20 protein-coding genes and 1 rRNA gene are annotated in these 22116 nt (G+C 70.0%); 13 read left to right on the forward strand and 8 right to left on the reverse strand.

All coding sequences use genetic code 11. The features are described from left to right. The 4 genes from rrf to pnuC form a co-directional block, all read left to right on the forward strand. A 5S ribosomal RNA gene (gene rrf / locus AC1C2S_RS14200) occupies positions 1-104 on the forward strand; the annotation flags it as partial. 183 nt (positions 105-287) lie between these two features. Next, complete coding sequence (locus AC1C2S_RS14205; RefSeq protein ID WP_495353260.1) at positions 288-2177, forward strand: thioredoxin domain-containing protein; 1890 nt, start codon at positions 288-290, stop codon at positions 2175-2177. Positions 2178-2633: 456 nt separating this feature from the next. Beyond that, on the forward strand, positions 2634-3050 hold the full coding sequence (locus AC1C2S_RS14210; protein WP_495353261.1) for a DUF3054 domain-containing protein: 417 nt from the start codon (positions 2634-2636) through the stop codon (positions 3048-3050). Then, complete coding sequence (pnuC, locus tag AC1C2S_RS14215) at positions 3047-3730, forward strand: nicotinamide riboside transporter PnuC (protein ID WP_495353262.1); 684 nt, start codon at positions 3047-3049, stop codon at positions 3728-3730. Before AC1C2S_RS14210 ends, pnuC begins: the two co-directional genes overlap by 4 nt. Here pnuC and AC1C2S_RS14220 read toward each other — a convergent pair. After that, positions 3681-4013 (reverse strand): hypothetical protein, encoded by a 333-nt coding sequence (locus tag AC1C2S_RS14220; RefSeq protein ID WP_495353263.1) that lies wholly within the window; start codon positions 4011-4013, stop codon positions 3681-3683. The two genes, pnuC and AC1C2S_RS14220, sit on opposite strands and share 50 nt — an antisense overlap. A 254-nt stretch (positions 4014-4267) precedes the next feature. On the opposite strand from AC1C2S_RS14220, the gene AC1C2S_RS14225 reads away from it, so the two are divergent. Then, positions 4268-5914, forward strand: coding sequence for a DUF7059 domain-containing protein (locus AC1C2S_RS14225; protein ID WP_495353264.1), 1647 nt, complete (start codon positions 4268-4270; stop codon positions 5912-5914). A 13-nt stretch (positions 5915-5927) separates the two neighbouring features. On the opposite strand, the gene AC1C2S_RS14230 is transcribed toward AC1C2S_RS14225, so the two are convergent. Beyond that, positions 5928-6356: a DUF1761 domain-containing protein gene (locus tag AC1C2S_RS14230; RefSeq protein WP_495353265.1), complete on the reverse strand. Its 429-nt coding sequence runs from the start codon at positions 6354-6356 to the stop codon at positions 5928-5930. A 159-nt stretch (positions 6357-6515) separates the two neighbouring features. Here AC1C2S_RS14230 and AC1C2S_RS14235 point away from each other — a divergent pair, with 159 nt between their 5' ends. Continuing rightward, positions 6516-7448 (forward strand): J domain-containing protein, encoded by a 933-nt coding sequence (locus AC1C2S_RS14235; protein WP_495353266.1) that lies wholly within the window; start codon positions 6516-6518, stop codon positions 7446-7448. A gap of 83 nt (positions 7449-7531) precedes the next feature. Here AC1C2S_RS14235 and AC1C2S_RS14240 read toward each other — a convergent pair whose 3' ends face one another. Beyond that, positions 7532-8119: an NADPH-dependent FMN reductase gene (locus AC1C2S_RS14240; RefSeq protein ID WP_495353267.1), complete on the reverse strand. Its 588-nt coding sequence runs from the start codon at positions 8117-8119 to the stop codon at positions 7532-7534. A 109-nt stretch (positions 8120-8228) separates the two neighbouring features. Here AC1C2S_RS14240 and AC1C2S_RS14245 point away from each other — a divergent pair, with 109 nt between their 5' ends. Further along, a complete protein-coding gene (locus AC1C2S_RS14245; RefSeq protein WP_495353268.1) occupies positions 8229-9503 on the forward strand; it encodes a M18 family aminopeptidase in 1275 nt (424 codons plus the stop codon). A gap of 40 nt (positions 9504-9543) precedes the next feature. Here the strand turns inward: AC1C2S_RS14245 and AC1C2S_RS14250 are convergent, their stop codons facing one another. After that, positions 9544-11208, reverse strand: a complete 1665-nt coding sequence (locus AC1C2S_RS14250) for a cation:proton antiporter (RefSeq protein WP_495353269.1) — start codon at positions 11206-11208, stop codon at positions 9544-9546. 126 nt (positions 11209-11334) lie between these two features. Here AC1C2S_RS14250 and AC1C2S_RS14255 point away from each other — a divergent pair, with 126 nt between their 5' ends. Further along, positions 11335-11859 (forward strand): rhodanese-like domain-containing protein, encoded by a 525-nt coding sequence (locus AC1C2S_RS14255; protein WP_495353270.1) that lies wholly within the window; start codon positions 11335-11337, stop codon positions 11857-11859. Positions 11860-11979: 120 nt separating this feature from the next. Here the strand turns inward: AC1C2S_RS14255 and AC1C2S_RS14260 are convergent, their stop codons facing one another. Together AC1C2S_RS14260 and AC1C2S_RS14265 are read right to left on the reverse strand one after the other, a co-directional pair. Continuing rightward, positions 11980-12867 (reverse strand): sulfurtransferase, encoded by an 888-nt coding sequence (locus AC1C2S_RS14260; RefSeq protein WP_495353271.1) that lies wholly within the window; start codon positions 12865-12867, stop codon positions 11980-11982. 114 nt (positions 12868-12981) lie between these two features. After that, on the reverse strand, positions 12982-14382 hold the full coding sequence (locus tag AC1C2S_RS14265) for an L-serine ammonia-lyase (protein ID WP_495353272.1): 1401 nt from the start codon (positions 14380-14382) through the stop codon (positions 12982-12984). Between the two features lie 198 nt (positions 14383-14580). Here AC1C2S_RS14265 and AC1C2S_RS14270 point away from each other — a divergent pair, with 198 nt between their 5' ends. After that, the gene (locus AC1C2S_RS14270) at positions 14581-15654 is read left to right on the forward strand and encodes an ATP-binding cassette domain-containing protein (RefSeq protein WP_495353273.1); all 1074 of its coding nucleotides are present in this window, start codon (positions 14581-14583) and stop codon (positions 15652-15654) included. Continuing rightward, positions 15651-16493: an ABC transporter permease gene (locus AC1C2S_RS14275; protein ID WP_495353274.1), complete on the forward strand. Its 843-nt coding sequence runs from the start codon at positions 15651-15653 to the stop codon at positions 16491-16493. The genes AC1C2S_RS14270 and AC1C2S_RS14275 overlap by 4 nt, the downstream gene beginning before the upstream one ends. 9 nt (positions 16494-16502) lie before the next feature. Here the strand turns inward: AC1C2S_RS14275 and AC1C2S_RS14280 are convergent, their stop codons facing one another. Further along, positions 16503-19724 carry an ATP-binding protein gene (locus AC1C2S_RS14280; RefSeq protein ID WP_495353275.1) on the reverse strand — a complete coding sequence of 1074 codons (3222 nt, stop codon included), beginning with the start codon at positions 19722-19724 and terminating at the stop codon, positions 16503-16505. 44 nt (positions 19725-19768) lie between these two features. On the opposite strand from AC1C2S_RS14280, the gene AC1C2S_RS14285 reads away from it, so the two are divergent. Then, positions 19769-20821: a GNAT family N-acetyltransferase gene (locus AC1C2S_RS14285; RefSeq protein WP_495353276.1), complete on the forward strand. Its 1053-nt coding sequence runs from the start codon at positions 19769-19771 to the stop codon at positions 20819-20821. A 2-nt stretch (positions 20822-20823) separates the two neighbouring features. Here the strand turns inward: AC1C2S_RS14285 and AC1C2S_RS14290 are convergent, their stop codons facing one another. Next, positions 20824-21267 carry a GNAT family N-acetyltransferase gene (locus AC1C2S_RS14290; protein ID WP_495353277.1) on the reverse strand — a complete coding sequence of 148 codons (444 nt, stop codon included), beginning with the start codon at positions 21265-21267 and terminating at the stop codon, positions 20824-20826. Between the two features lie 122 nt (positions 21268-21389). On the opposite strand from AC1C2S_RS14290, the gene AC1C2S_RS14295 reads away from it, so the two are divergent. Both AC1C2S_RS14295 and AC1C2S_RS14300 read left to right on the forward strand, forming a co-directional pair. Further along, positions 21390-21635 carry a helix-turn-helix domain-containing protein gene (locus AC1C2S_RS14295; RefSeq protein ID WP_495353278.1) on the forward strand — a complete coding sequence of 82 codons (246 nt, stop codon included), beginning with the start codon at positions 21390-21392 and terminating at the stop codon, positions 21633-21635. Continuing rightward, complete coding sequence (locus AC1C2S_RS14300) at positions 21628-22116, forward strand: Clp protease N-terminal domain-containing protein (protein ID WP_495353279.1); 489 nt, start codon at positions 21628-21630, stop codon at positions 22114-22116. Before AC1C2S_RS14295 ends, AC1C2S_RS14300 begins: the two co-directional genes overlap by 8 nt.

Genomic DNA, 22116 nt, shown 5'->3' on the forward strand with positions numbered 1-22116 from the left:
GCGCGAGGGAAACGCCCGGACACATTCCGAACCCGGAAGCTAAGACTCGCAGCGCCGATGGTACTGCAGGGGGGACCCTGTGGGAGAGTAGGACACCGCCGGACATAATTTCGAAGAGAGCCGCCCAAGGTTGGGCGGCTCTCTTTGGTTTAACGAGCTTCTGAGGTCAACGGGCGTGCTGAACGAGCACGTCCATTGCCGAGCCGCCCCGTCCGGGCGGCTCTTTTTTCGTTCAGGGTGACGGCGATCACGGAGACGGCGGGGACCGGCGGAACTAGTCTGATGAGATGGGTAACCGTCTCGGCGAATCCATGAGCCCGTATCTGCGTGCTCATGCGGGGAATCCGGTCGATTGGTACCCGTGGGGCGAGGCGGCATTCGCGGCGGCTCGCGAGCGTGACGTGCCCATGTTCATCTCGATCGGGTACGCGACGTGCCACTGGTGCCACGTCATGGCTCGTGAGAGCTTCAGCGACCCCGAGACGGCACGGATCTTGAACGACGGCTTCGTCGCTGTCAAGGTGGACCGCGAAGAGCATCCTGATGTCGACGCGAGCTACCTGGCAGCGGCCTCCGCATTCACGCACGAGCTCGGATGGCCGCTCACCGTCTTCGCGACTCCCGCGGGCCATGCGTTCTACGCCGGCACGTATTTCCCGCCTCGCGAGATGCGAGGGGTGCCGTCCTTCGCGCAAGTCCTGGCAGCAGTGGGCGAGGCGTGGCGCGAGCGTCGCGAGCAGCTCGACGAGACGGCGGCCGCCGTGACGCAGGCGTTGGCCGCGGCATCCGCTGCGGAGACTGCCGGAGCGCTGCCGACCCTCGCACGATTGCAGACGGCGGTCGCTGAACTGGCGAGTCAGGAGGATCGGGTGTACGGCGGTTTCGGTCGTGCCCCGAAGTTCCCGATGGCTCCGGTGCTCGGCTTCCTCGCCGCGATGGAGGAACCGGGACGCACGGTCGCTGCCCGCACCATGCGACGAATGAGCGCCTCGCCGCTGCGGGATCCGGTGGAGGGCGGGTTCTTCCGATACGCGACGAAGGCGGACTGGAGCGACCCCCACTACGAGCGGATGCTGACCGACAACGCCCTGTTGCTCGGCGTCGCCGCCGAGCTCGTGCTGGCCGATCCGACCGACTCGGCGCTCGGCGAGACCGCCAAGGGGATCGCCGGATTCCTCACCGAGCGGATGCAGTTGGCGGCCGGCGGGTTCGCGAGTGCGCAGGACTCGGAGAGCCTGATCGACGGCGCGCGGAGCGAAGGCGGCTACTACCGACGCGACGCGAACGGGCGCGCCGCCCTCGAACCGCCCGCCCTCGACGAGAAGATCCTGACCGGGTGGAACGGGCTCGCGATCGGTGCGCTTGCCAAGCACACGTCCACGTGCGGCGATGAGGTGTCGTTGGCATCGGCACGACGTGCTGCGGACCGATTGCTCGCAGACCACGTGAGGCCTGGCGGCGTACTCGTGCGGGCCTCGCTCGATGGAACAGCGTCGGAGGCGGTTGCGACGCTCGAGGACACGGGGATGTTCGCGGGCGGTCTGCTCCAACTCGCAGTGGCGACCGGCGAGTGCGGCTACGCGGTTGCCGCGCGATCGCTCGTCGATGCTGCGATGGCGGCGGCGGCCGGTGCGACCGTCCCGTTCGCGCCGCCCGGCGGTGCCGACCCCGTGCTGCAGGCGCGCGGCCTGGTGCTGCCTGAAGATCCCGCGGAGGGCAGCGTCCCCTCTGGTATCACAGCGTGCGCGGATGCCGCGTGGCGGCTGTACCTCCTGGGCGCAGGCGACGGATATCGCACTGCGGCCGAGCAGGCGATGACCTCGGTCGTGGGAATCGCGCTGACGCGACCGCTCGCGTTCGGCGGAGCACTGGGGGTCATGGCGCGACTCGGGGCTCCGGTCGTGCAGCTCGTCACGGTCGTCGCCGATCGCAGCGACGGGCGCCGAGTCGGCGAGGAGGAACTGGGCCTCATCGAGGCGACGCGACGGCACGAGGCATCCGTCACCGTGGTCGTCGACGAGCAGCAGGCGAGCACGTTCTCCGACGCGGGATTCTCGCTGTTCGACGGCCGAACTACGCGCGACGGCACCGCGGCCGCGTACCGCTGCCAGACGTTCGTGTGCGCCCTCCCGGTCGGCGATGCCGCGGCTCTCGACGCGTTCGGCGGGCGCGCGTGACGCCCTGCTGTTGCGGGGTCCGCGGGTGCAGCGTCGCGAGTTCGGGCAGCAATCCGGCTCCCGTCAGCACGTCGGCGAAGGCGGTCTCCGAGGGGTCTTCGTAGATGACCCCGGAGCCGAGTTCCTGGCTGATCGTAGCGGCCAGCTCGGACGAGGTGAACGGCCCTCCCTGAGTTCGTAGGTTGCCCCCGTGTGGCCGTGTGAGTCAGCACTGCCGCGGCCAACGCGCCGAGGCTGACACCGCCCGGGTCGAACTCGCAACCCTGAACAATTCGGATATTTTCGACTGATGGCGCCCAACCATGCCGCAGGCATATATGCCTCCTTGCGGATCGTGCTGGACTACACCGGTGCGAACGTTGTTGAACAGGCTTACGAACGGATGCAGGCTGAGCCGACCGACCGACCGACCGACCGCAGTCCGCGGGCTCTGCTCCACATCCGTACGATGAGAGCATGACCAGGCGAACGCAGGGCGGAGCAGGCGTCGTCGCCGTCGCCGCGATCATCGATGTGGTGCTGGTCGTCGTCTTCGTGATCATCGGCCGGCGCAGCCACGCCGAAGGGCTGGACCTCGCCGGATCGGCCGGTACGGCGTGGCCCTTCCTCGCGGCACTCGCCGTCGGCTGGGCCGCGACTTTCGCATGGCGGCATCCACTGGCCGTCTGGCCCACGGGGGTCGTCGTCTGGGCGGTGACCGTGGCCGGCGGCATGCTGCTCCGCGCGGTGGGCGGCCAGGGCGTGCAGTTCGCGTTCGTGGTCGTCGCCACGCTGACGCTCGCGGTGTTCCTCATCGGGTGGCGCCTGATCGCGCTGCTCGTCATCCGGAAGGCTCGCGACCGCGACCGCGACCGCGACGCAGTAGCGGCATGAATCCCTTCGAGTGGCTCTTCGATGCCCAGCTCGTGATCGGCGACCAGGTGATCCTCTGGCGCGAGATCGTCGGCAACCTCTTCGGCCTCGCGAGCGCTCTCGGCGGGCTCCGCCGCAAGGTGTGGGCGTGGCCGGTCGGCATCGTCGGCAACGCCTTGCTCTTCACGGTCTTCCTCGGGGCCGTGTTCGACACCCCGAACCCGGTCAACCTGCTCGGGCAGGCCGGACGGCAGCTGATGTTCATCGCCGTCTCGATCTACGGCTGGGTGCGGTGGTCGCGCCACCGCCACGTCAGCGCGACGGCGGTCGAGCCGAAGTGGGCGAGCCCCAGGGCGCGCATCCTGCTCGGCGTCGCCCTCATCGGTGGAACGCTTGTACTGACGCCGGTCTTCCGCGCCCTGGGTTCGTTCGAGCCGGTGTGGGCCGACGCGTGGATCTTCATGGGGTCGCTGCTGGCCACCTGGGGCATGGCGAAGGGGTGGACCGAGTTCTGGTTGATCTGGGTGGCGGTCGACATCGTGGGTGTGCCGCTGCTCGTGAGCGCCGGCTACTACGCATCGGCCTTGCTCTACGTCTTCTACGGCGTCTTCACGATCTTCGGCTTCATCACCTGGCGGCGAGTGCAGCGCCTCACCAGCGCGACGGCACCCGATCGAGCACCAACCACACCGCCGAACTGAGCTCGGGGTGGTCGAGGGCGATCTCGCGCAGCAGCTCGAACTCGAACTTCGCGGCCTCGCCTTCGCGGGCGGCCGGGTGGTAGGCACGTGCCCGAACCGTGCGCCAACGCTCGGAGTGCAGACGCTCTTCGCGAAGCGTCGCGACAACCTGCTCGTCGACCGACGGAAGGTCGGGCAGGAAGACCCATGGGTCTTCGCCCAGACGGCACCGAAGCTCGATGAGTGCCGAGAGCTCGTCGCGAGCGTCTTGACGCAGACGCTCGAGCGTCGTCGACTCTGCCATGCGCCCTCCCTCGCCTCATTCGATCGTAATCAACGCTAAACGCACCGTGTGACGGGCGGGTTACAAAGCGCAATCCGACGTGTACGGCAGATGACGAGTCGATGACGCTCGCCTCGCGGTCGCTCCGAACAGCTGATCGAACGGGTGGAAACTCAGCGGGGGATCCGAGGAGCGCGACATGGCTGCGGAATTCCTGATCCTGCGCGGCTGGTGCGCGCGCCGGCAGCCATGCCGCGGTGCGCTTGAATGGTCGGATGAGCACCGAACCTCGTCCGAGCCAGGGCATCGCCGTCGCCGGCTCCCGAACGACCGAGCTGCTGGGTCGGTTGCGTTCCGACCTCGTCGCCGCGCGTTTCACGGTCGCTGCACTCGATGAGCTGTGGGGTCCGGATGCCGCGGCCGCGCTCCACCGCGGCGAACGCGTGCCCGCACGTCGCGTCGTCGCTGCGCGGCGCACCGAGCTCGAGGCATTCGCCGGTCTCATCACGCTCGCCGAGCTGTTCGTGCTCGGCGGAGCGGTGCCCCGCGGCGACATCGCGGACGCGTTGCCGGCCCTCGGCGTCGACGGAGCCATCGAACTCGGGCTCTTGGGCGGCACTGACGCCACCGGCAGCGCAGGCCGCGCCGGCACCGCAGGAGCCGTTCGGGCCGCGCTCGACTTGCGCCCGTACGCCTTCATCGACGCGCAGGGGAGCGGCGAGTGGTGGATCATCTCCGACCTCGGCGAGCTCGTTCTCGGGCGGGCGCTCGGAGCGCACCACGTGCTCGGCGTCGGCGGCGCATCGATGACGTTGTCGGGGCTCATGCTGCCGACGCCTGCGGTGAGCGTGCTCGACCTCGGCACCGGGTGCGGTATCCAGGCCATGCACGCCGCTCGGTTCGCCGACCGCGTGGTCGCGACCGATATCTCGGAGCGCGCATTGGCGATCGCCGCGCTGAACCTCGCGCTGAACGGCATCGCGGGCGTGGAGCTGCGGCTCGGCAGCCTGTTCGATCCGGTCGCCGGGGAGCGATTCGAGCGGATCGTCTCGAACCCGCCGTTCGTCATCACTCCGCGGACCGAAGGGGTGATCGAATACGACTACCGCGACGGCGGCATGGTCGGGGATGCGCTCGTGGAGGCGGTCGTTCGCGGTATCGGCGAGCATCTGGAGCCGGGCGGGGTCGCGCAGCTGCTCGGAAACTGGGAGTACCGGTTGGGAGCAGACGATGCCCTGCATCGCGTCGCCGACTGGGCAGGCCACATCGACCACTGGATCATCGAGCGGGACCTGCTGCACGTCACGGAGTACGCCGAGACGTGGATCCGCGACGGCGGCACGCGGCCGGGCACGGCCGAGTTCGACCGGCTGTACGAGGCGTGGCTCGACGACTTCGCCGTCCGTGGCATCAACCGCGTGGGCTTCGGTTACGTGCTGTTGCGGCGAGCGGATGCCGCGGCATCCGCTCAGCCGTCGCGTGGCGCGCCGCTCGCCCGACTCGGGGGGCTCGCCCGCGTCGAGCGGCTGCACGGTGCGCTCGGCTCGAACGAGGCCGGACTCGGCGGGCACCTCGCGGAGTGCCTCGACGGTCACGACCGGCAGGCCGCGCTGAGCGATGACGCGTTCGCCGCAGCCCGGCTCGTGACCGCCGGCGACGTCACCGAAGAGCGCCACTACTGGCCGGGCGACGACGACCCGACTGCGATGCTGCTGCGCCAGGGCGGCGGGTTCGGGCGTGCGATCAGCCTCGACACGGGGCTCGCGGCGCTCGTCGGCGCCTGCGACGGGGAACTCGCGGTCGGCGCGATCATCGGAGCGCTCGCGCAACTGCTCGAGGTCGACGAGGGTGCGCTCGGTGCTGAACTCGTGCCGGCGGTGCGAACGCTCATCGACGACGGGATGCTGCGCTTCGCGGAGTGAACGACCGATCGATTCAGACGGTGCCGGCCGGCGGCCACACCCCGATGATGAGGGCCATGATGAGCACCGTCACGAACTCGTGCGCGATGTTCAGGATCGTGAGGCCGGGTGGGCGCCCTTCGAACGCGTCGTGCGTGATGAAACGCGCGGCGGTGAAGCCGGCCCAGAGCATGAGGCCCGTCGTGATGGCCATCAGCAGGTAGTTGCCGCCGAGGGCCGTCCATGCCACTTGGGTGGCGATCGCGAGCACCCAGGCCGAGATGAAGCTCACGATGAGGGTCGTGAGGATCGGACCGACCGCCCCGCGATCGCCGGAATCATCGACCTTCGCGACCCGCATCCAGTAGTTGCCGAACACCTTCGGCGTGTACCAGATCGAGCCGACGAGCATCGTCGACAGCGTTGCGATGACCACGGCCCAATAGTTGACGTCGACGAGCATCAGCCGCTCCTTCGATTCGTCTGGACGGTCCCTGTGGTCTTGACGTCGACGAGCATCGGAGCCTCCCCTGCGGCCCGCACGGGCCCCTGTGGTCGGCAGTCTAGACCCGCGCACAGGCGGGCCGCGGTATTCTCGTGGTCGCACATCGAAAGCGAGCCCATGCCCGACAGTCCGCTCTCCGCCTCACCCTACGAGGTGCTCGGCGTCTCCTCCAACGCCGACGACGCGACACTGCGACTCGCGTACCGTCGCGCACTGCGCACCGCGCACCCCGACACGGGCGGCGACGTCGTGCGATTCCACGCCGTGCAGTCGGCGTGGGAGCTGGTCGGCACACCCGATGCGCGCGCCGCCTTCGACCGCGGATCGCGAGCGGGCACTCCTGCGCCGACCCGAGAGGCCTGGGCCCCGGCTTCGCCGAGGCCACGGCGCGACTCGCGTCCGTTGGCCCGCACCTACGGCCACCCCGGCGGGCTCTCCCGCGAGCGCTACCTCGACCTCATCCGCGAGTGGGCGGGCCGGGGTGTCACACTCGCCGACCCCTATGATCCCGCACTCGTGCGAAGTGCTCCGCACGACATCCGTCACGTGCTCGCCGACGCCCTCGCCGAGGAAGAGAGTGCGCGCGCGCTCGCGACGCTCGGCATCGCCTACACGGTGTGGCACGATCTCGCGACGGATGCCGCGGGCCGCGGACTGCCGCCGAAGCTCGACCACCTCGTGCTCGGCCCGACGGGGCTCTTCGCGATCCAGTCGGAGGACTGGGGCGGGCCTGTGGTGATGAAACGCGGCGAACTCGTCGGCGAGGCGCTCGGCGGCGAACGGCCGGTGCGCGCACTCGCCGCGCGGGCGAAGGCCATCGGTCGGGCTGCGCGCGTGAAGCCGACGGCGCTCATGATCGTCGTGCCCGACGAGCACACCGCCGAGCCGCTCGAACTCGGCGGCACCATTCGCGGCGCGGTCGTCGCGCTCGTGCGGAGATCGCGCCTCGCGAGCGCCGTACGCGAGGGGCTGCCGGCATCGGCGCATCTCGGCGGCACCGAGGTCATGGAGGTGCGTTCGCGCCTGCAGGCGGTGGTGCGGTTCGCCTGAACTCGAGAACTGGCGAGGAGCGACGCGACACCGTCGACGCGACACCGGGGGCGCCCCGCAGTGCGACCAGTGCGGCAGTATGGTCAGCGCGGCAGCACCGTCAGCACGCGGGTCGTGAACTCGAGGAAGCGCGTGAGGTAGGTGACGAGGAACTCGCGCGTGCTCTCGACCGTGACTTCGCCGTCGTCGGTGACGAGCCCGGGCGTCATCTGGATGTAGGCCTCGGGTGAGTTCATCTGCGGGGCGTTGCAGAAGCTCAGGATGCTGCGCAGTTGCTGTTGCGCCACCGCCGTGCCGATCGCGCCCGTCGAAGCGCCGATGACGGCTGAGGGCTTCTGGCTCAGGGCATTGCTGCCGAACGGGCGGCTCGCCCAGTCGATCGCGTTCTTGAGCGCTCCCGGCAGCGAACGGTTGTACTCGGGCGTGACGAAGAGCAGGGCGTCGACGTCGGCGATCGACCGCTTGAAATCGCGGGCGACCTGCGGGTAGTCGATGTCGAAGTCCCGGTTGTAGAGCGGCAGCTGCCCGATCTCGATCTCGGTGAACCGGAACTCGTCGGGCGCGAGGCGTGCGAGCGCGGTCGCGAGGCGACGGTTGATCGAATCGACCGAGAGGCTCCCGATCAGGACGCCGACGGTGTACGGCGGCTCGTGTTCGTAGGTGATCGACATCGTCGCGTCCTTCCCCTGGGTGGTGCCCCCGACTCCACCCTGCTCCTCGGGCGGGCTCGTGTCGAGCGGTGAACTCGACCGCGAGGCGCGGGCGGTGTTGGATGGGAGGATGCCCGCATCACGCACCGACGCCTACATCGCCGACTTCGCCGACTTCGTCCGCGACTCCCCATCGTCGTACCACGCCGCCGCCGAGACCGCCCGACGGCTCGAAGCTGCCGGATTCGATCGGCGAGACGAGCGCGACGAGTGGCCGGCCGGCGGCGGTCGCCACGTCGTGGTGCGCGACGGCGCCGTCATCGCGTGGGTGGCGCCCGAGGGAGCGGACGCGACGACGCCGTACCGGATCCTCGGTGCGCACACGGATTCGCCGTCGTTCAAGCTCAAGCCGCGCCCGACGTCGAGCTCCGAAGGGCTGTTGCAGGCCGGGGTGGAGGTCTATGGAGGGCCGCTCCTGAACTCGTGGCTCGACCGTGAGCTCGAGCTCGCCGGGCGCATCGTCACCGATGACGGCGTGCAGCACCTCGTGCGCACCGGGCCGATGCTGCGGATCCCGCAACTGGCGATCCACCTCGACCGCGAGGTGAACAAGGGCCTCACCCTCGACAAGCAGCGCCACATGCAACCGATCTGGGGCGCGGGCGCCGACGGCGACATCCTGGCGGTGCTCGCGGCGTCTGCAGGGGTGCCGGTCGATCGGGTCGTCGGGCACGACGTGTTCGTGGCAGACACCCAGGCGCCTGGCCGGTTCGGTCTCGACGACGCCCTGTTCGCGTCGGGGCGCATGGACAACCTGAGCTCGGTCTACGCGGGACTCGCGGCGCTGCTCGATGCTCCGAACGATGCCGGGCACATCAGCGTGCTCGCCGCTTTCGACCATGAGGAGCTCGGCTCCGAGTCGCGTTCGGGCGCGAGTGGGCCGTTCCTCGACGACGTGCTCGTGCGCGTCGCGGCTGGGCTCGGCGCGGGTGAGATCGAGCGACGGCGCGCGTTCGCGGCATCCTGGATCGTCTCGTCGGACGCGGGCCATGCGGTGCACCCGAACTATCCCGATCGGCACGATCCCGCGAACCGGCCGGTGCTCGGCGGCGGGCCCCTGCTGAAGCTCAACGCGAACCAGCGTTACGCGAGCGACGCGCCCGGGTCCGGCTTCTGGGCGGCGATCTGCCGCCGGGCGGGAGTGCCGACCCAGTCGTTCGTGTCGAACAACTCGATTCCCTGCGGTTCGACCATCGGGCCGCTCTCGGCGACCCGACTCGGCATCCGAACGGTCGATGTCGGGGTGCCGCTCCTGTCGATGCACTCGGTCCGCGAGCTCGCGCACGTCGACGATCTCGCCGCGCTGGGTGCCGCCTTGACCGCCTTCTTCGCGTCGGCCGAGTAACGCCCGCGCAGCCGAGCCCGGCCCCGATCGGGGCCGGCGCTCACGGCATCTCGCCGCGGGCATCCGAACGCACGGCGGTCCGCGAATCCAGCGCGAGCTCCTCGGCGTCGAGGGCGAAGAAGAGTTCGCGCATGACCTCCTCATTGAGGTGGCCCGCATCGCGTTCCTCGAGCGCGACCTTCCTTCGCGCCGCGATCCACTGGCGGGAGAGTTCCGCGAATTCCGATTGGGAAGCGGCTGGCGGTGCATCCTCGTCGCTCTCGAGCTGACGGGCCCTCGTGGCATCCGCTCGAATGCGCTTTTCGAAGCGGTCGATGACGTCGTCGGCGAGTTCGGGGCCGAATCGTTCGCGCCACTCGGCTCGGCGGCTCTCGATGTAGGCGAGTCCGGCCTGATTGCTGCGATGCAGCACCGCTTGGATCTCCTTGCGGTCCTGCTCGCGTTCGTCGTCGGCGACGACGCCGAGTCGGCGGATGAGCACGGGCAGCGTGGTCGACTGCAACAGGAGCGTGCCGATGGTCACCACGAAGGCGATCAGGAACACCGTGCTGCCCGCGCTCGGATCGCCCGCCATCGTCGGGATCGCCGTCGCAGTGGCGAGCGTGACGACACCGCGCATGCCCGCCCACGAGATGACTGCGAGCTCTTTCGGCGCGAGCTGCGGCTCCACGTGGTATCTGCGGCCGTGCCTCGCCCAGACGGGCGCGAGCCGATTCCCGACTCGGCGCGACAGCCCGTAGCCGCCGAAGACCCAGACGATGCGTACGAGGATGACGGTCGCGAGCACGGCCAGAGCGATGGCGATGTTGCGCCAGAGGCCGAGGGGGCTCGACATCACGTCGAGGACCGCCGGGCTCAACTGCAGCCCGATGAGGGCGAATACGAGGCCCTCGAGGAGCACGTCGATCGACTGCCACAGCGGTCGTTCCTGCTGCCGAGTGGCATAGCCCGTCTTCGGCGCGTTGTAGCCGATCAGGATGCCGGCGGCCACGACCGCGAGCACCCCCGAGCCGCCGAGCCGCTCGGCGATCGCATATGCCGCGAACGGCACGAGCAGACCGATCGTGCCGAGGATGACGGAATCGTCGAGCCGCGTGCGCACGAGGGTCACGAGCCAGCCGATCAGCAGGCCGAGGCCGGTGCCGACGGCCACGGCGATCAGGAAGGAGCCGATGCCGTCGAGCCAGGTCACCGTGGCGCCCGCGACGATCGCGGCGAAGGTGCGGAACAGGGTGATCGACGTCGCATCGTTCACGAGGCTCTCGCCGGAGATCACCGTCATCACACGGCGAGGAAGGCCGAGCTTGCGCCCCACGGCTGCGGCGGAGACGGCGTCGGAGGGTGCGACGATGGCCCCGATGAGCAGCGCCATGGGGAGGCCGAGTGATGGGGCGATGAGCCAGACCACGAGTCCGACGGCGGCGGCGGTCGCGATCGGCAGGTAGATGCCGAGCCGCCGGATCTGGCGGATGCTGCGCCGGAAGTTCAGATAGGTGACATCGAGTGCGGCCGAGTACAGCAGCGGCGGCAGAACGAGACTCAGGACGAGCTCGCCGTCGACGTCGATCTCGGGAATCGCCGGAACGACCGACACGACGAAGGCGACCCCCATGACGAGGAGCGGAGCCGGCCAGCCGCGCCATCGGGCGAACGCGGTGACCGCGAGTGAACCGCCGAGCAACAGGAAAATCTCGCCGAGGTGCATGGATTCAGGGTAGGCGGAGATGCGGCGGTCGCGGAATGCGGTCGCACCCCGATCATGGCCGGATGTCGCGCCATGACGGCGTTATTTCGCCGGTGCGGACGCGTTCGTCGATGACAGGGTGAAGACATGACCGAGACGATCTCCACCCCGACGACAGCTGCCGTTCCGTCGCTCTTCGAGCACGTCGCCGATTCCGCCGCCGCGATCGCCCACTTCCGCGGTCGCCTCGGCTTCGAGTCCGATGTCTCGGATGTCGCCGCCGCGCTCGCCGACGCCGAGCGGGGGTTCGTGCTCGTCGACACTCGCAACGAAGCGTCGTGGGCGCAGGGACATGTGCCGGGTGCGATGCACTTGCCGGGCCGACGCGTCGCACCCGAGGCTGCGTCGCGCATTCCCGCCGGAATGCCGGTCGTCGTGTACTGCTGGGGGCCCGGATGCAACGGCGCGACACGCGCCGCACTCGAGTTCGCCCTGCTCGGTCATCCCGTGAAAGAGATGCTCGGCGGGTTCGAGTACTGGGTACGCGAGGGCTTCGCCTACGACACCGCCGACGGCCCGGCCCAGAGCCCCGCCGATGCGCTCACGAACGTCACCGCGGAGGGCCTGCGCGGTGGTGCGGTCGCGAACGGCGACATCAGCTGCGCCTGCTGAGACGGGCCTCACGCACTCGGGCGGGCGTCGGCCGGGACATCGGCGCCCACCTGGGCACCGGGCGGTCGGGTGGGCAGGCAGATACGCCGGCAGGCACGCCGGCAGAGACGACGCTGCGCCTCAGCCCGCAAGAGTGACGAGGGGCGCCTCGGGGTCGGCCACCCATTCTTCGAGCGACCCGTCGAACACCGCGACATCCGTGTGCCCGGCCCGCCGGAGTGCGAAGCCCGTGCCCGCCGCCGCGATGCCGGCCCCGCAGTAGACGACGATGCGCCCGGCGCTCGTCGAGGTCGCGGGGGCGAGACGCTCGGCGAGCGCGGCCCCGTGCAATTGCGTGCGGGATTCCCGGTCGACGACGGAGCCGACGGGAACGTTGACGCTTCGGGGGATGTGCCCGCGGCGTTCCCGCCGGCCGCTCTCGCCGCGGAAGTCGCCTCGGGGGAGCGCGCAGACGAGCGCGGCATCCGATTCGCCATCGACGATGCGTCGCACCTCGTCGATGTCGGCCCAGTACCCGTCGACCGGCGTCAGAGAGAGCGCGCCGGCCGTGCGCGGCGACTCGAAGCCGGAATCGAGCGGCCCGTCGCCGGCGCGCCACGCCGCGAGGCCGCCATCGAGCACCGCAGCCCCGTCGAATCCGGCGGAGGCGAGCAACCACCAGAGCCGTGCCGCCCATTGCCCGATCGACGAGTCGTAGATGACGACGATCGTCTCGTCGTCGATGCCGACCGCCCGTGCAGCGTGTTCCAGCCGCTCGAGATCGGGTCTCGTGAAGGTGAGGCCGCCCGTAGGGTCGGAGAACTCCTCGAGCAGGTCGGCGAAGATCGCGCCGGGCACGTGTCCGTCGATGAGGTACTCGTCGAGCCCCGAGAGCCAGTGGAACCCGGCGGGCGCCTCGACACCGAGCACGCTCGCATCGACGACGACGAGGCGTTCATCGCCGAGATGCTCGGCGAGCCATGTTGCGGTGACGAGGGGGCCGGGGAGTTCGAGGGCGGGAGCGGTCATGGCGAAACGCTAGTCGTGCGGGCGGTCTGCGCCGGCGGAGGTCGCAACAGACCGTAACCGGCGCAGCGCCGCTTACCGGTGACCGGACACGTGCAGCCGTTTCCGGCTGCACGCTCAGCACTCGACGACGTTGACCGCGAGCCCGCCCTCGCTCGTCTCCTTGTACTTCGTCATCATGTCGAGCCCCGTCTGCCGCATCGTCTCGATGACGGTGTCGAGCGAGACGAGGTGCGTGCCGTCGCCGTGCAACGCGAGCCGCGCGGCCGAGACCGCAGTCGAGGACGCGATCGCGTTGCGCTCGATGCACGGAACCTGCACGAGACCCGCGACGGGGTCGCACGTGAGGCCGAGGTGGTGTTCCATCGCGATCTCGGCGGCGTTCTCGATCTGGCGCGGTGTGCCGCCGAGCACGGCGCAGAGCGCACCGGCCGCCATCGCGCACGCGGAGCCGACCTCGGCCTGGCAGCCGCCTTCGGCCCCCGAGATCGAGGCGTTCTTCTTCACGAGAGAGGCGATCGCGGCCGCGGTCAGCAGGTACCGGCGAATGCCGGCCGCATCCGCACCGGGCACGAACCTCAGGTAGTAGTGGCCGACGGCCGGGATGATGCCCGCTGCGCCGTTCGTCGGCGCGGTGACGACGCGCCCGCCCGAGGCGTTCTCTTCGTTCACCGCGAGGGCGAAAGCATGCAGCCACTCGGTCGACGTGTCGCGTCCGGATGCACCACTGTGTGCGGCCTCGTCGCGGTCGTACTCCTCGAGACGACGGCGCACGTGCGGTGCCCGACGCTTCACGCCGAGCCCGCCGGGCAGAGTGCCCTCGGTGGCGAGCCCATGGGCGACGCACGACGCCATCGCGGCCCAGATCGCGTCGAGTCCGGCGTCGATGCCCTCATCGCCGTGCACCGAGACCTCGTTGTACCTCGCGACGTCGCAGAACGAGACGCCGTGCTCTTCGCAGAGCGCGAGCAGTTCGTCGGCGTTCGAATAGGGCAGCGGATGACGCAGCGCTTCGGCCTCGGACGCGGCTTCGCCCTCGCGGCGGATGAAGCCGCCGCCGACCGAGTAGTACGTCTCTTCGGCGAGGGGGAGCGGGCCGTCGCCCCATGCCTGCAGCGTCATCGCGTTGGGATGGCCTGGGAGGCGGGTGCGCGGTTCGAGGGAGAGATCGCTGTGGAGCATCCGCACGGCGTGGCCGCCCATGATGCGCACGGCGGTGCCGGCGGTGTCTTCGGTGCCGAGCCGCGACCAGGCGCCGCGCACCTCGTCGGGGTCGGAGTCATGCGGCTCGAGCCCGGCGAGTCCGGCGACGACCGCGTCGGGTGTGCCGTGACCGAGACCGGTCGCACCGAGCGACCCGTAGAGCGAGCACGTGATGCGGATCACGTGCTCGAGCACGTCGTCGCCCACGAGTCGCTCGGCGAAGGCACGTGCCGCCCGCATCGGGCCGACGGTGTGCGAACTCGAGGGGCCGATCCCGATCGAGAAGAGATCGAGGGCTGAGACGAACGCTGTCACACCCCAAGGCTACGCCGAGTCTCGCGCAGCGTTGCGGCGCAGACTCGCAGAATCATGCGCACGCGGCGCCGGTCACGCCCGTTCGGCGCAGGATCGCCAGCGTGCACGCACGTTGCCTCTCACGCCGTGTCAGCGGCCGACAGTGCCCTGTGAGCATCGTGTGAGCGTCGTGAAAGGGGCACCTCGCACGATGTGTTCATGACCACACAGACTGTCATGAAGACACAGACACAGACACAGACACGGAACCGGTCCGACTGGGCCGTCGAGGCCGAAGGCCTCGTCAAGACGTTCGGCTCGAACCGAGCGGTCGACGGCGTCGACCTGCGCGTCGCGACCGGATCCGTCTACGGCGTGCTCGGCCCGAACGGCGCGGGCAAGACCACGACCATCTCGATGCTCGCCACCCTGCTCAAGCCCGACGCCGGCCGCGCCGAGGTGTTCGGCCACGACGTCGTGCGCGAAGCGCAGATCGTGCGTCAGCTCATCGGCGTGACCGGGCAGTACGCCTCGGTCGACGAGACGCTCTCGGCAACCGAGAACCTCTTCCTCTTCGCCCGGCTCCAGGGGTACGGCGCGGGGGCGGCCCGCCGCAAATCGGTCGAGCTGCTCGAGGAGTTCGGTCTGACCGAAGCCGCACGCCGCCCCCTGAAGAACTTCTCCGGCGGCATGCGTCGCCGGCTCGACCTCGCGGCGAGCCTCATCGCGCAGCCCCCGCTCATCTTCCTCGACGAGCCGACGACCGGGCTCGACCCGCGCACCCGAGCCCAGATGTGGGAGACGATCCGCCGCCTCGTCGCGACCGGCTCGACCGTGCTGCTCACGACCCAGTACCTCGACGAGGCCGACCAGCTCGCCGACCGCATCGCGGTCATCGACCGCGGCCGTGTCGTCGCCGAGGGCACCGCCGACGAGCTCAAGGCCTCCGTCGGCGAATCGAGCCTCGAGCTGCGTCTCGCCGACCCGCGCGACCTCGCCGATGCCCGCGTCGCGATCGAACGCGTGCTCGGCGTGGTGCCCACCAGCTCGCCGGAGGCCGGGCGCATCACCGCCCCCATGCACGACCCCGACCGGGTCACCGAACTGCTCGTGACCCTGCGAGACGAGGGCGTGCGCCTCGCCGAGTTCAGCGTCTCAAAGCCGACGCTCGATGAGGCGTTCCTCGCGATCACGGGGCACGGCGCCGACGGTGAGACCGCCGCCGCCGGGGCATCCGGCACCGACCCATTCGGCACCGACTCATTCGACAGCAAGGAGGGAAGCCGCGCATGACCACCATCACCACTACCCCACCCGCCGCGCGCGCCACCATCGTTCCGGGCACGGCTCGAGAACTCAAGAACCGCGTGACCTTCTCCGAGGTCGTCTCGCACACGCTCACGATGGCCTACCGTGGCCTGCTCAAGATCAAGCGCACTCCCGAGCAGCTCATCGACGTGACGGTGCAGCCGATTCTCTTCACCCTGATGTTCACGTACATCTTCGGTGGGGCGATCGCGGGCGACGTCGTGAGCTACCTGCCGACCATCATCCCGGGCATCCTCGTGCAGACCGTCATCACGACCTCGGTCGTCACAGGGGTGCAGCTGCGAGAAGACATGGACAAGGGCGTATTCGACCGCTTCCGTTCACTGCCGATCGCGCGCATCTCCCCGCTCTCTGGAGCCCTGCTCGCCGACACCGTGCGATACACCATCGCGACGACCCTCACCTTCGTGATGGGCTTCATCATGGGATTCCGCCCGGATGGCGGCATCTGGGCGATCATCGGGGCAGGCCTGCTCGTGATCGCGTGCTCGTGGGCGATCAGCTGGATCTTCGCGTTCTTCGGAGTGATCGCCCGCACCGCCTCGAGCGTGTCCGGCGTCTCGATGGTCGTGCTCTTCCCGCTCACCTTCCTCTCGAACGCGTTCGTGCCGGCTGACACGATGCCCGACTGGCTGCAGTGGTTCGTCGACATCAACCCGGTCTCGCACCTCGTGACCGCGGTGCGCGACCTCGTGAACACCGGCACCTGGGGAACCGACGCGGCGGTCTCGCTGCTCGGTGCCGCCGTGATCGTCGCGATCTTCGCGCCGCTCACCGTGCGGGCGTACATGCGGAAGGCGTAACCAGCTCGGCTACGGGAGACGCTCCGAGAGGAGCTCGATCGCCCGGTCGGCCGCGGCATCCGGAGACACGGATGCCGCGGCCGACCGGGCTTCGTGCACCCGCGTCGCGCCGAGCCGGCGCTCAGCATCGTCGATGCGCGCGGTGAGCACGAGCAACGAAAGGTCTTGACGAGGCGACAGCCGCTCGGCGAGCGCGAGCAGCTCGACGGCCCGTGGTTCGAGCCCCGGCACGGTCATGGCCCAGCTCGACCAGCCGACGAGCGCCGTGCCGAGCACCGGTTTGTCGCCGATGCCCGGCCGTACCCGATGCACGGCGAGCGTGAGAGCACGCAGCCGCCCCGCCAACTCGGCGACCTCGCCAGCATCGCGGGCGTCGGTGACGCCGGCGGCGACGAACGCCGCGAGCGTGAGAACGTACCACGGCGACGCCCGGCGGCCGGGCATCGTGTAACGGACGAGCGTGCGGCGCATGCGCTCGTGCGCCTCGGCGGTCTCGCCCCGCGCGCGAGCGATCTCGGAGAGCCCGAGTTCGCCGATCGCGCCGAGATCGAATCGGTCGTCGCCGACCCACTCGCCCTGCGTCATCCGTTCGAAGCGCACTTGGGCTTCATCGAGTCGACCGAGCGCGAACATGGCCGCCGCATCGATCCACTCGAGTTGGAGCAGGTCCGGCGCCGCGCCGAACCGCCGCAGGCGTCGTGAAGCCTCCGCGCTCCACCGCAACGCCTCGGCAGGTTGCGCGGACTGACTGGCCAGCTGCGCGAGCGTCATCGCCGCCATTGCGCCGATCCAGGCTTCCCCGCTCCGTTCCGAGAGGTCGAAGGTGCGTCGTGCGGCGATGGCGGCGGCTTCGATGTCGCCGTCGTTCTCTGCGAGCTGCGCCGCGAGGATGCCGCCGAACAGCGCCTCGGTGAGATCGTCGGAACCGGCCATGCGCTCGAGCGCGTCGCGCGTGCGCTTGAGATCGGGCATTGCGAGCAGGAACCCGGATGCTCCCCGCTGCCACGGTGCGAGCACCGCGCCCGAGCGCACGAGCCGGCGCAGGCGCGCGAGTGCGATGAGCCCCTGGCGCTGCTCGGCGACGAGGGCGGTCGCAGCCATCGTGATGTACGCCGTGGCGGTCGGCTCGGCGAACCGCGGTTCGGGAATGTGCCCGTGACTGGCCGCCAGCACGTCGGCGATGAACGCGAGCACCTCGTCGTGGCTGCCGCGCACCGACCACGAGTACGCGAGCACTGCGAAGACGACGAGCGCCACGTGCGCGTCGCGCGCGGCGATCGCCCCGCGCAGGATCGACACGAGATTGTCCTGCTCGAGCGCCACGCGGTGCAGCATGTCGAGCTGGCGCTGATCGCCCGTGCGCGTGAGCGAATCGATCGCGAATTCTGCGGCCCATGCGAACAGCGCGCTTCGGGCGTCATCGGTGCCACCGATCGCATCGAGTTCGAGCTGGCCGAACTCGCGCACGGTCTCGAGCATGCGGTAGCGAGGTGCGGTCGAGCCATGCGGCTCCGACACGGCCAGCAGGGATTGTGCGACCAACGCGTCGACGACGAAGTCGGCCGCAGTCTCGTCGGTTCCCAGCACCCGGGCGGCGGCATCGACGGCGAACCCGTCGACGAACAGCGAGAGTCGCGCGAGTGCGCGTTGCTGGGCCGGCTCGAGCAGGCGCCAGCTCCACTCGATCACCGCCTGCAGCGTGCGGTGCCGTTCGGGCGCAGCACGGTCGCCCGAGATGAGCAGGGCGAAACGATGCTCGAGTCGGGCTTCGATCTGCTCGACCGACATGGACCGCACTCGCGCGGCGGCCAGCTCGATGGCGAGCGGGAGCCCGTCGAGGTGCACGCAGAGGCGCTCGACGGCATCACGGGGGAGGGTCACGCCGGGGCGCGCGGAGCTCGCTCGGTCGAGGAACAGCTGTACGGCGGCGCCCGGCGCTCCGTCGACGCCGGTCGTCGGCAGGGCGTCCAAGGGATAGACGTGCTCTGCCGTGATCGCGAGCGGGCTGCGACTGGTCGCGAGCACCCTGAGTCGGGGAGACGCGGCGAGCAGCGTGGCCGTCCAGCGCGCGGCGCCGTCGATGACGTGCTCGCAATTGTCGAGCACGAGCAGGGTGGGGTGCTCGCCGAGCTGCTGGATGACGCGAGTCGCGAGATCGGGTCGCGGCGCGGCGTCGGCCAGTCGGGTGCTCGCCGTCGGCTCGCGGATGCCGAGCGTCGACGCGAAGGCCAGGGTCACATCGTCGTCGCTGCGCACGCTCGCGAGCTCGACGACCACGACCACCGGGTCGGCGGCCCGGGCGGCGACGGCTTGCGCGAGCCGCGTCTTGCCGAGACCTCCCGGACCGAGCACGGTCACGAGGCGCGTCGAGTGGAATTGCGCTTCGATGGCGCCGACGTCGGCTTCGCGCCCGAGCAGCTGATTGGGCTCGGCGCGGAGACCGAGGCGCACGTGCGTCGCGGCGCGGGGTTCGTCGTCGAGCAGCCTCGTGTTGAGTGAGACGAGTTCGGCACCGGGCGATGCGCCGAGTTCGTCGCGGAGTCGCCCGCGGAAGCGGCCGAACCGCTCGAGGGCCTCTTGGCGTCGGCCATCGTCTGCGAGCGCGCGCAGCAGCAGGTGCTGGAGGCGTTCGTTCAGCGGATGCATCGCGGTGAGCTGTTCGAGGTCGTCGACGGCTTCGCCGGAGCGCCCGGTCTCGAGCCGCGAACGGGCGCGCACCTCGATGAGCTCGTCTCGGAGCGCCCCCGCGGCCGTCGCGAGCTCCACCCCGATCGGAGCATCGCCCAGGTCGGCTCCTGGCTCGCCTCGCCACAGCGCGAGGGCGCGGTCGACGGCGTGCGATGCCTCGGAGGGGTCGTGATCGAGCAGGGATCGCGCGTGCGCGAGCAGCGACCTCGCGAGGGCGAGATCGCTCGGGCCGCCGGCGGTGTCGAGTGCGTAGCCGGTGCTCGTGGAGATGATCAGGCCCTCGGCGGTCGTGCCGCGCGCGCGGGAGACGAGCGTCTGCAGCGCGGCCTTCGCGTTTCGGGGCGGGGCCTCGCCCCAGAGCTCGGCCGTGATCGCATTCGTGCTCAGACCACGCCCGCCGGGGCGATCGGCGGCCTCGGCGAGCAGCGCGATCAGGGCCTTCGCCAAAGCCCCGGGCGGTTCGACGAGGGTGCCGTTCCTGGCCTCGACGAGCACTGGCCCGAGGAGGGCGACGCGGGGCGCGTCGGTCGGGGTGTGCGGCACGCAGTCGAGCCTAATGCGAGTGGATCGTCATAGGCTTGAAGGCGATGTCGCAGACCAACTCCACCCCGTTCACCATCCGCCGGATCCGCGACGGCGAGACCGCCGCCGAGTCCGCGATCATCGAGGAGGCGTTCGCGTCCGGCCCCTACGGGCATCGGCCTGTGAGTGCCGAGCGGCGCGCCTTCGAACGGGATACGGCGGGTCGCGCGGCATCCGGAGCGGTGCTCGTCGCGGTCGCGGGCGAACGGCTGATCGGCACGGCGAGCGTCTTGCGAGCCGGCACGCCGAACGCCAGGGTCGCGAAACGAGGCGAGGCCGAGGTGCGCCTCGTCGCCGTGGCGCGTTCGGCGCAGGGTGCAGGCGTGGGCGAGGCCCTCATGCGGGCGAGCATGGAGACCGCGCTCGGGTGGGGCGCCGAGGCGATGGTGCTCGATACCGGTGAACTCAACACGCGGGCGCAGACGCTCTACGGCCGACTCGGGTTCGAGCGGCTCCCCGAGCGAGACCCGGACGACGAGGTCGAATCGCTCGCGTACGGGTTCAGCCTGCAGGCGCGAGACGACGTGAGCGTGCGGCTCATGCTGGCCGATGAGGCCGACGCAGTCTCCGAACTCGTCGAGCGTGCGTACGCGAACGACTTCGAATTGAACCCGGCGTATCGGGCGGACATCGCCGCGGTCGCCGAGCGAGCGCGCGACCACCAGGTCTGGGTCGCGACGGATGCCTCGAGCGGCGCGATCCTCGGCACGGCTTCGACACCCGTGGCGGGCGCTGCGATCTCACCGCTCGCCCGTGCCGGTGAGCTCGACTTCCGGTTCCTCGGGGTGGCGGCCGAGGCGCGTCGCCGCGGCATCGGGGAAGTCCTCGTCGAGCATGTCCTGCGGCTCGCACGCATCCGCGGCGTCGACCGTGTGGTGCTCAACACCGGCGGCGACATGGTGTCTGCGCGGCGGCTCTATGAGCGCCTTGGCTTCGCGCGGCTGCATGATCGGGAGTTCACGTTCGAGCGGCCCGATGGTTCGAGCTTCCTCATGCTGGCGTACGGTCGCGAGATCGACGAGGTCGACGCTGCACGGGGCGAGGTGGGCGTCGCCTGAACTCAGGCCGCCTCGGGCGCGGTGACCAGCGCCATCCATTGCTCGGGCTGTTCGAGCGGCCGGAACCCGAACCTCTCGTAGAGTCCGTGAGCGTCGCCCGTGGTGAGCGCGATGCGTCGTAGCCCGAGCGGTGCGAGCGAGTCGACGACGCCGTCGATGAGCGCAACGCCGACGCCGCGCCCACGGGCCTCGACGGCGACGAAGACGTCGCACAGCCACGCGAAGGTGACGCCGTCGGTGATGACCCGGGCGTACGCGAGTTGCTCGCCGGTGGATCGATCGTAGATTCCGAAGTTGCGCGAAGCGGCGACCGCAGCGTCGTGGGCTGCACGCGATCGCCCGATCGCCCAGTAGGACTCTTCGGAGAGCCATGCGTGGATGAGCTCGAGATCGAGACGCGCGGGATCGGTGGAGAACTCGAAGTCGTCGGGGGATTCTGCAGGCATATTCCGATGCAACCGTGGATGCCCTCGCTGAGCAACGGCCAATCGTCGTTCGATGGCATTGCCCGCTCATCCGATAAGCAACCAGAGTTGACAAGTTGCGCCGAGCAACCTAGGTTGCTTATATGCCCCCGCCGAATCAGCAGAGCCCGGAACCCACCGGAGCAGAGGCCGATGACCTCGCCGCCGTCGTCGCACTCCGCGAGCTCGCCGACCAGCTCGAAGACGCCGCCGTCGAACGCGCCATGCGCGCCGGCTGGAGTTGGAGCCAGGTCGCCGAGGCGCTCGGCGTGACCAGGCAGGCCGTGCACAAGAAGCACCACCGGCGACTCGAGACCGCGGGACTCGAACTGAGGAGGCGAAGTGTCTGACCAACTGCACGAAGATCTCGGCGTGACGCTGAAGACCGTGATCAAGGCTTCGATCGACGAGGCCATTCGGCGGGGCGCGGCCAAGGTCGAGGCCGAGCATCTGCTGCTCGCGATCGCTGGGAGCGGGGATGCCGCAGCCCAGGTGCTCGCCGACACGGGACTCGATCATGCCGCGATCGAGGTGGCTCTGCAGGATGAGCGCGAACGCTCGCTGCGGGCCGCGGGCATCGAGCCCGTCTCGGGCGAACGGCTCCAGGCCACTCGCAACTCCCGTCCGGTCTGGGGTGCGTCGATCCGCGACGCGCTGCGCCGTGGCGACTTCATGGCGCACCGGGGCCGTGGCCGCGCCGAACGCGAACGCCTCGCCGTCGGCGACGCGCTCATCGGCATATTGCGCGCCGATCTCGGCACCGTGCCTCGCGCCCTCGAATACGCCGGCGTCGACCGTGCAGCACTCATCGCTCGACTCGAGCAGTTCTGA

This window comes from Agromyces sp. Y782, from assembly GCF_059445405.1.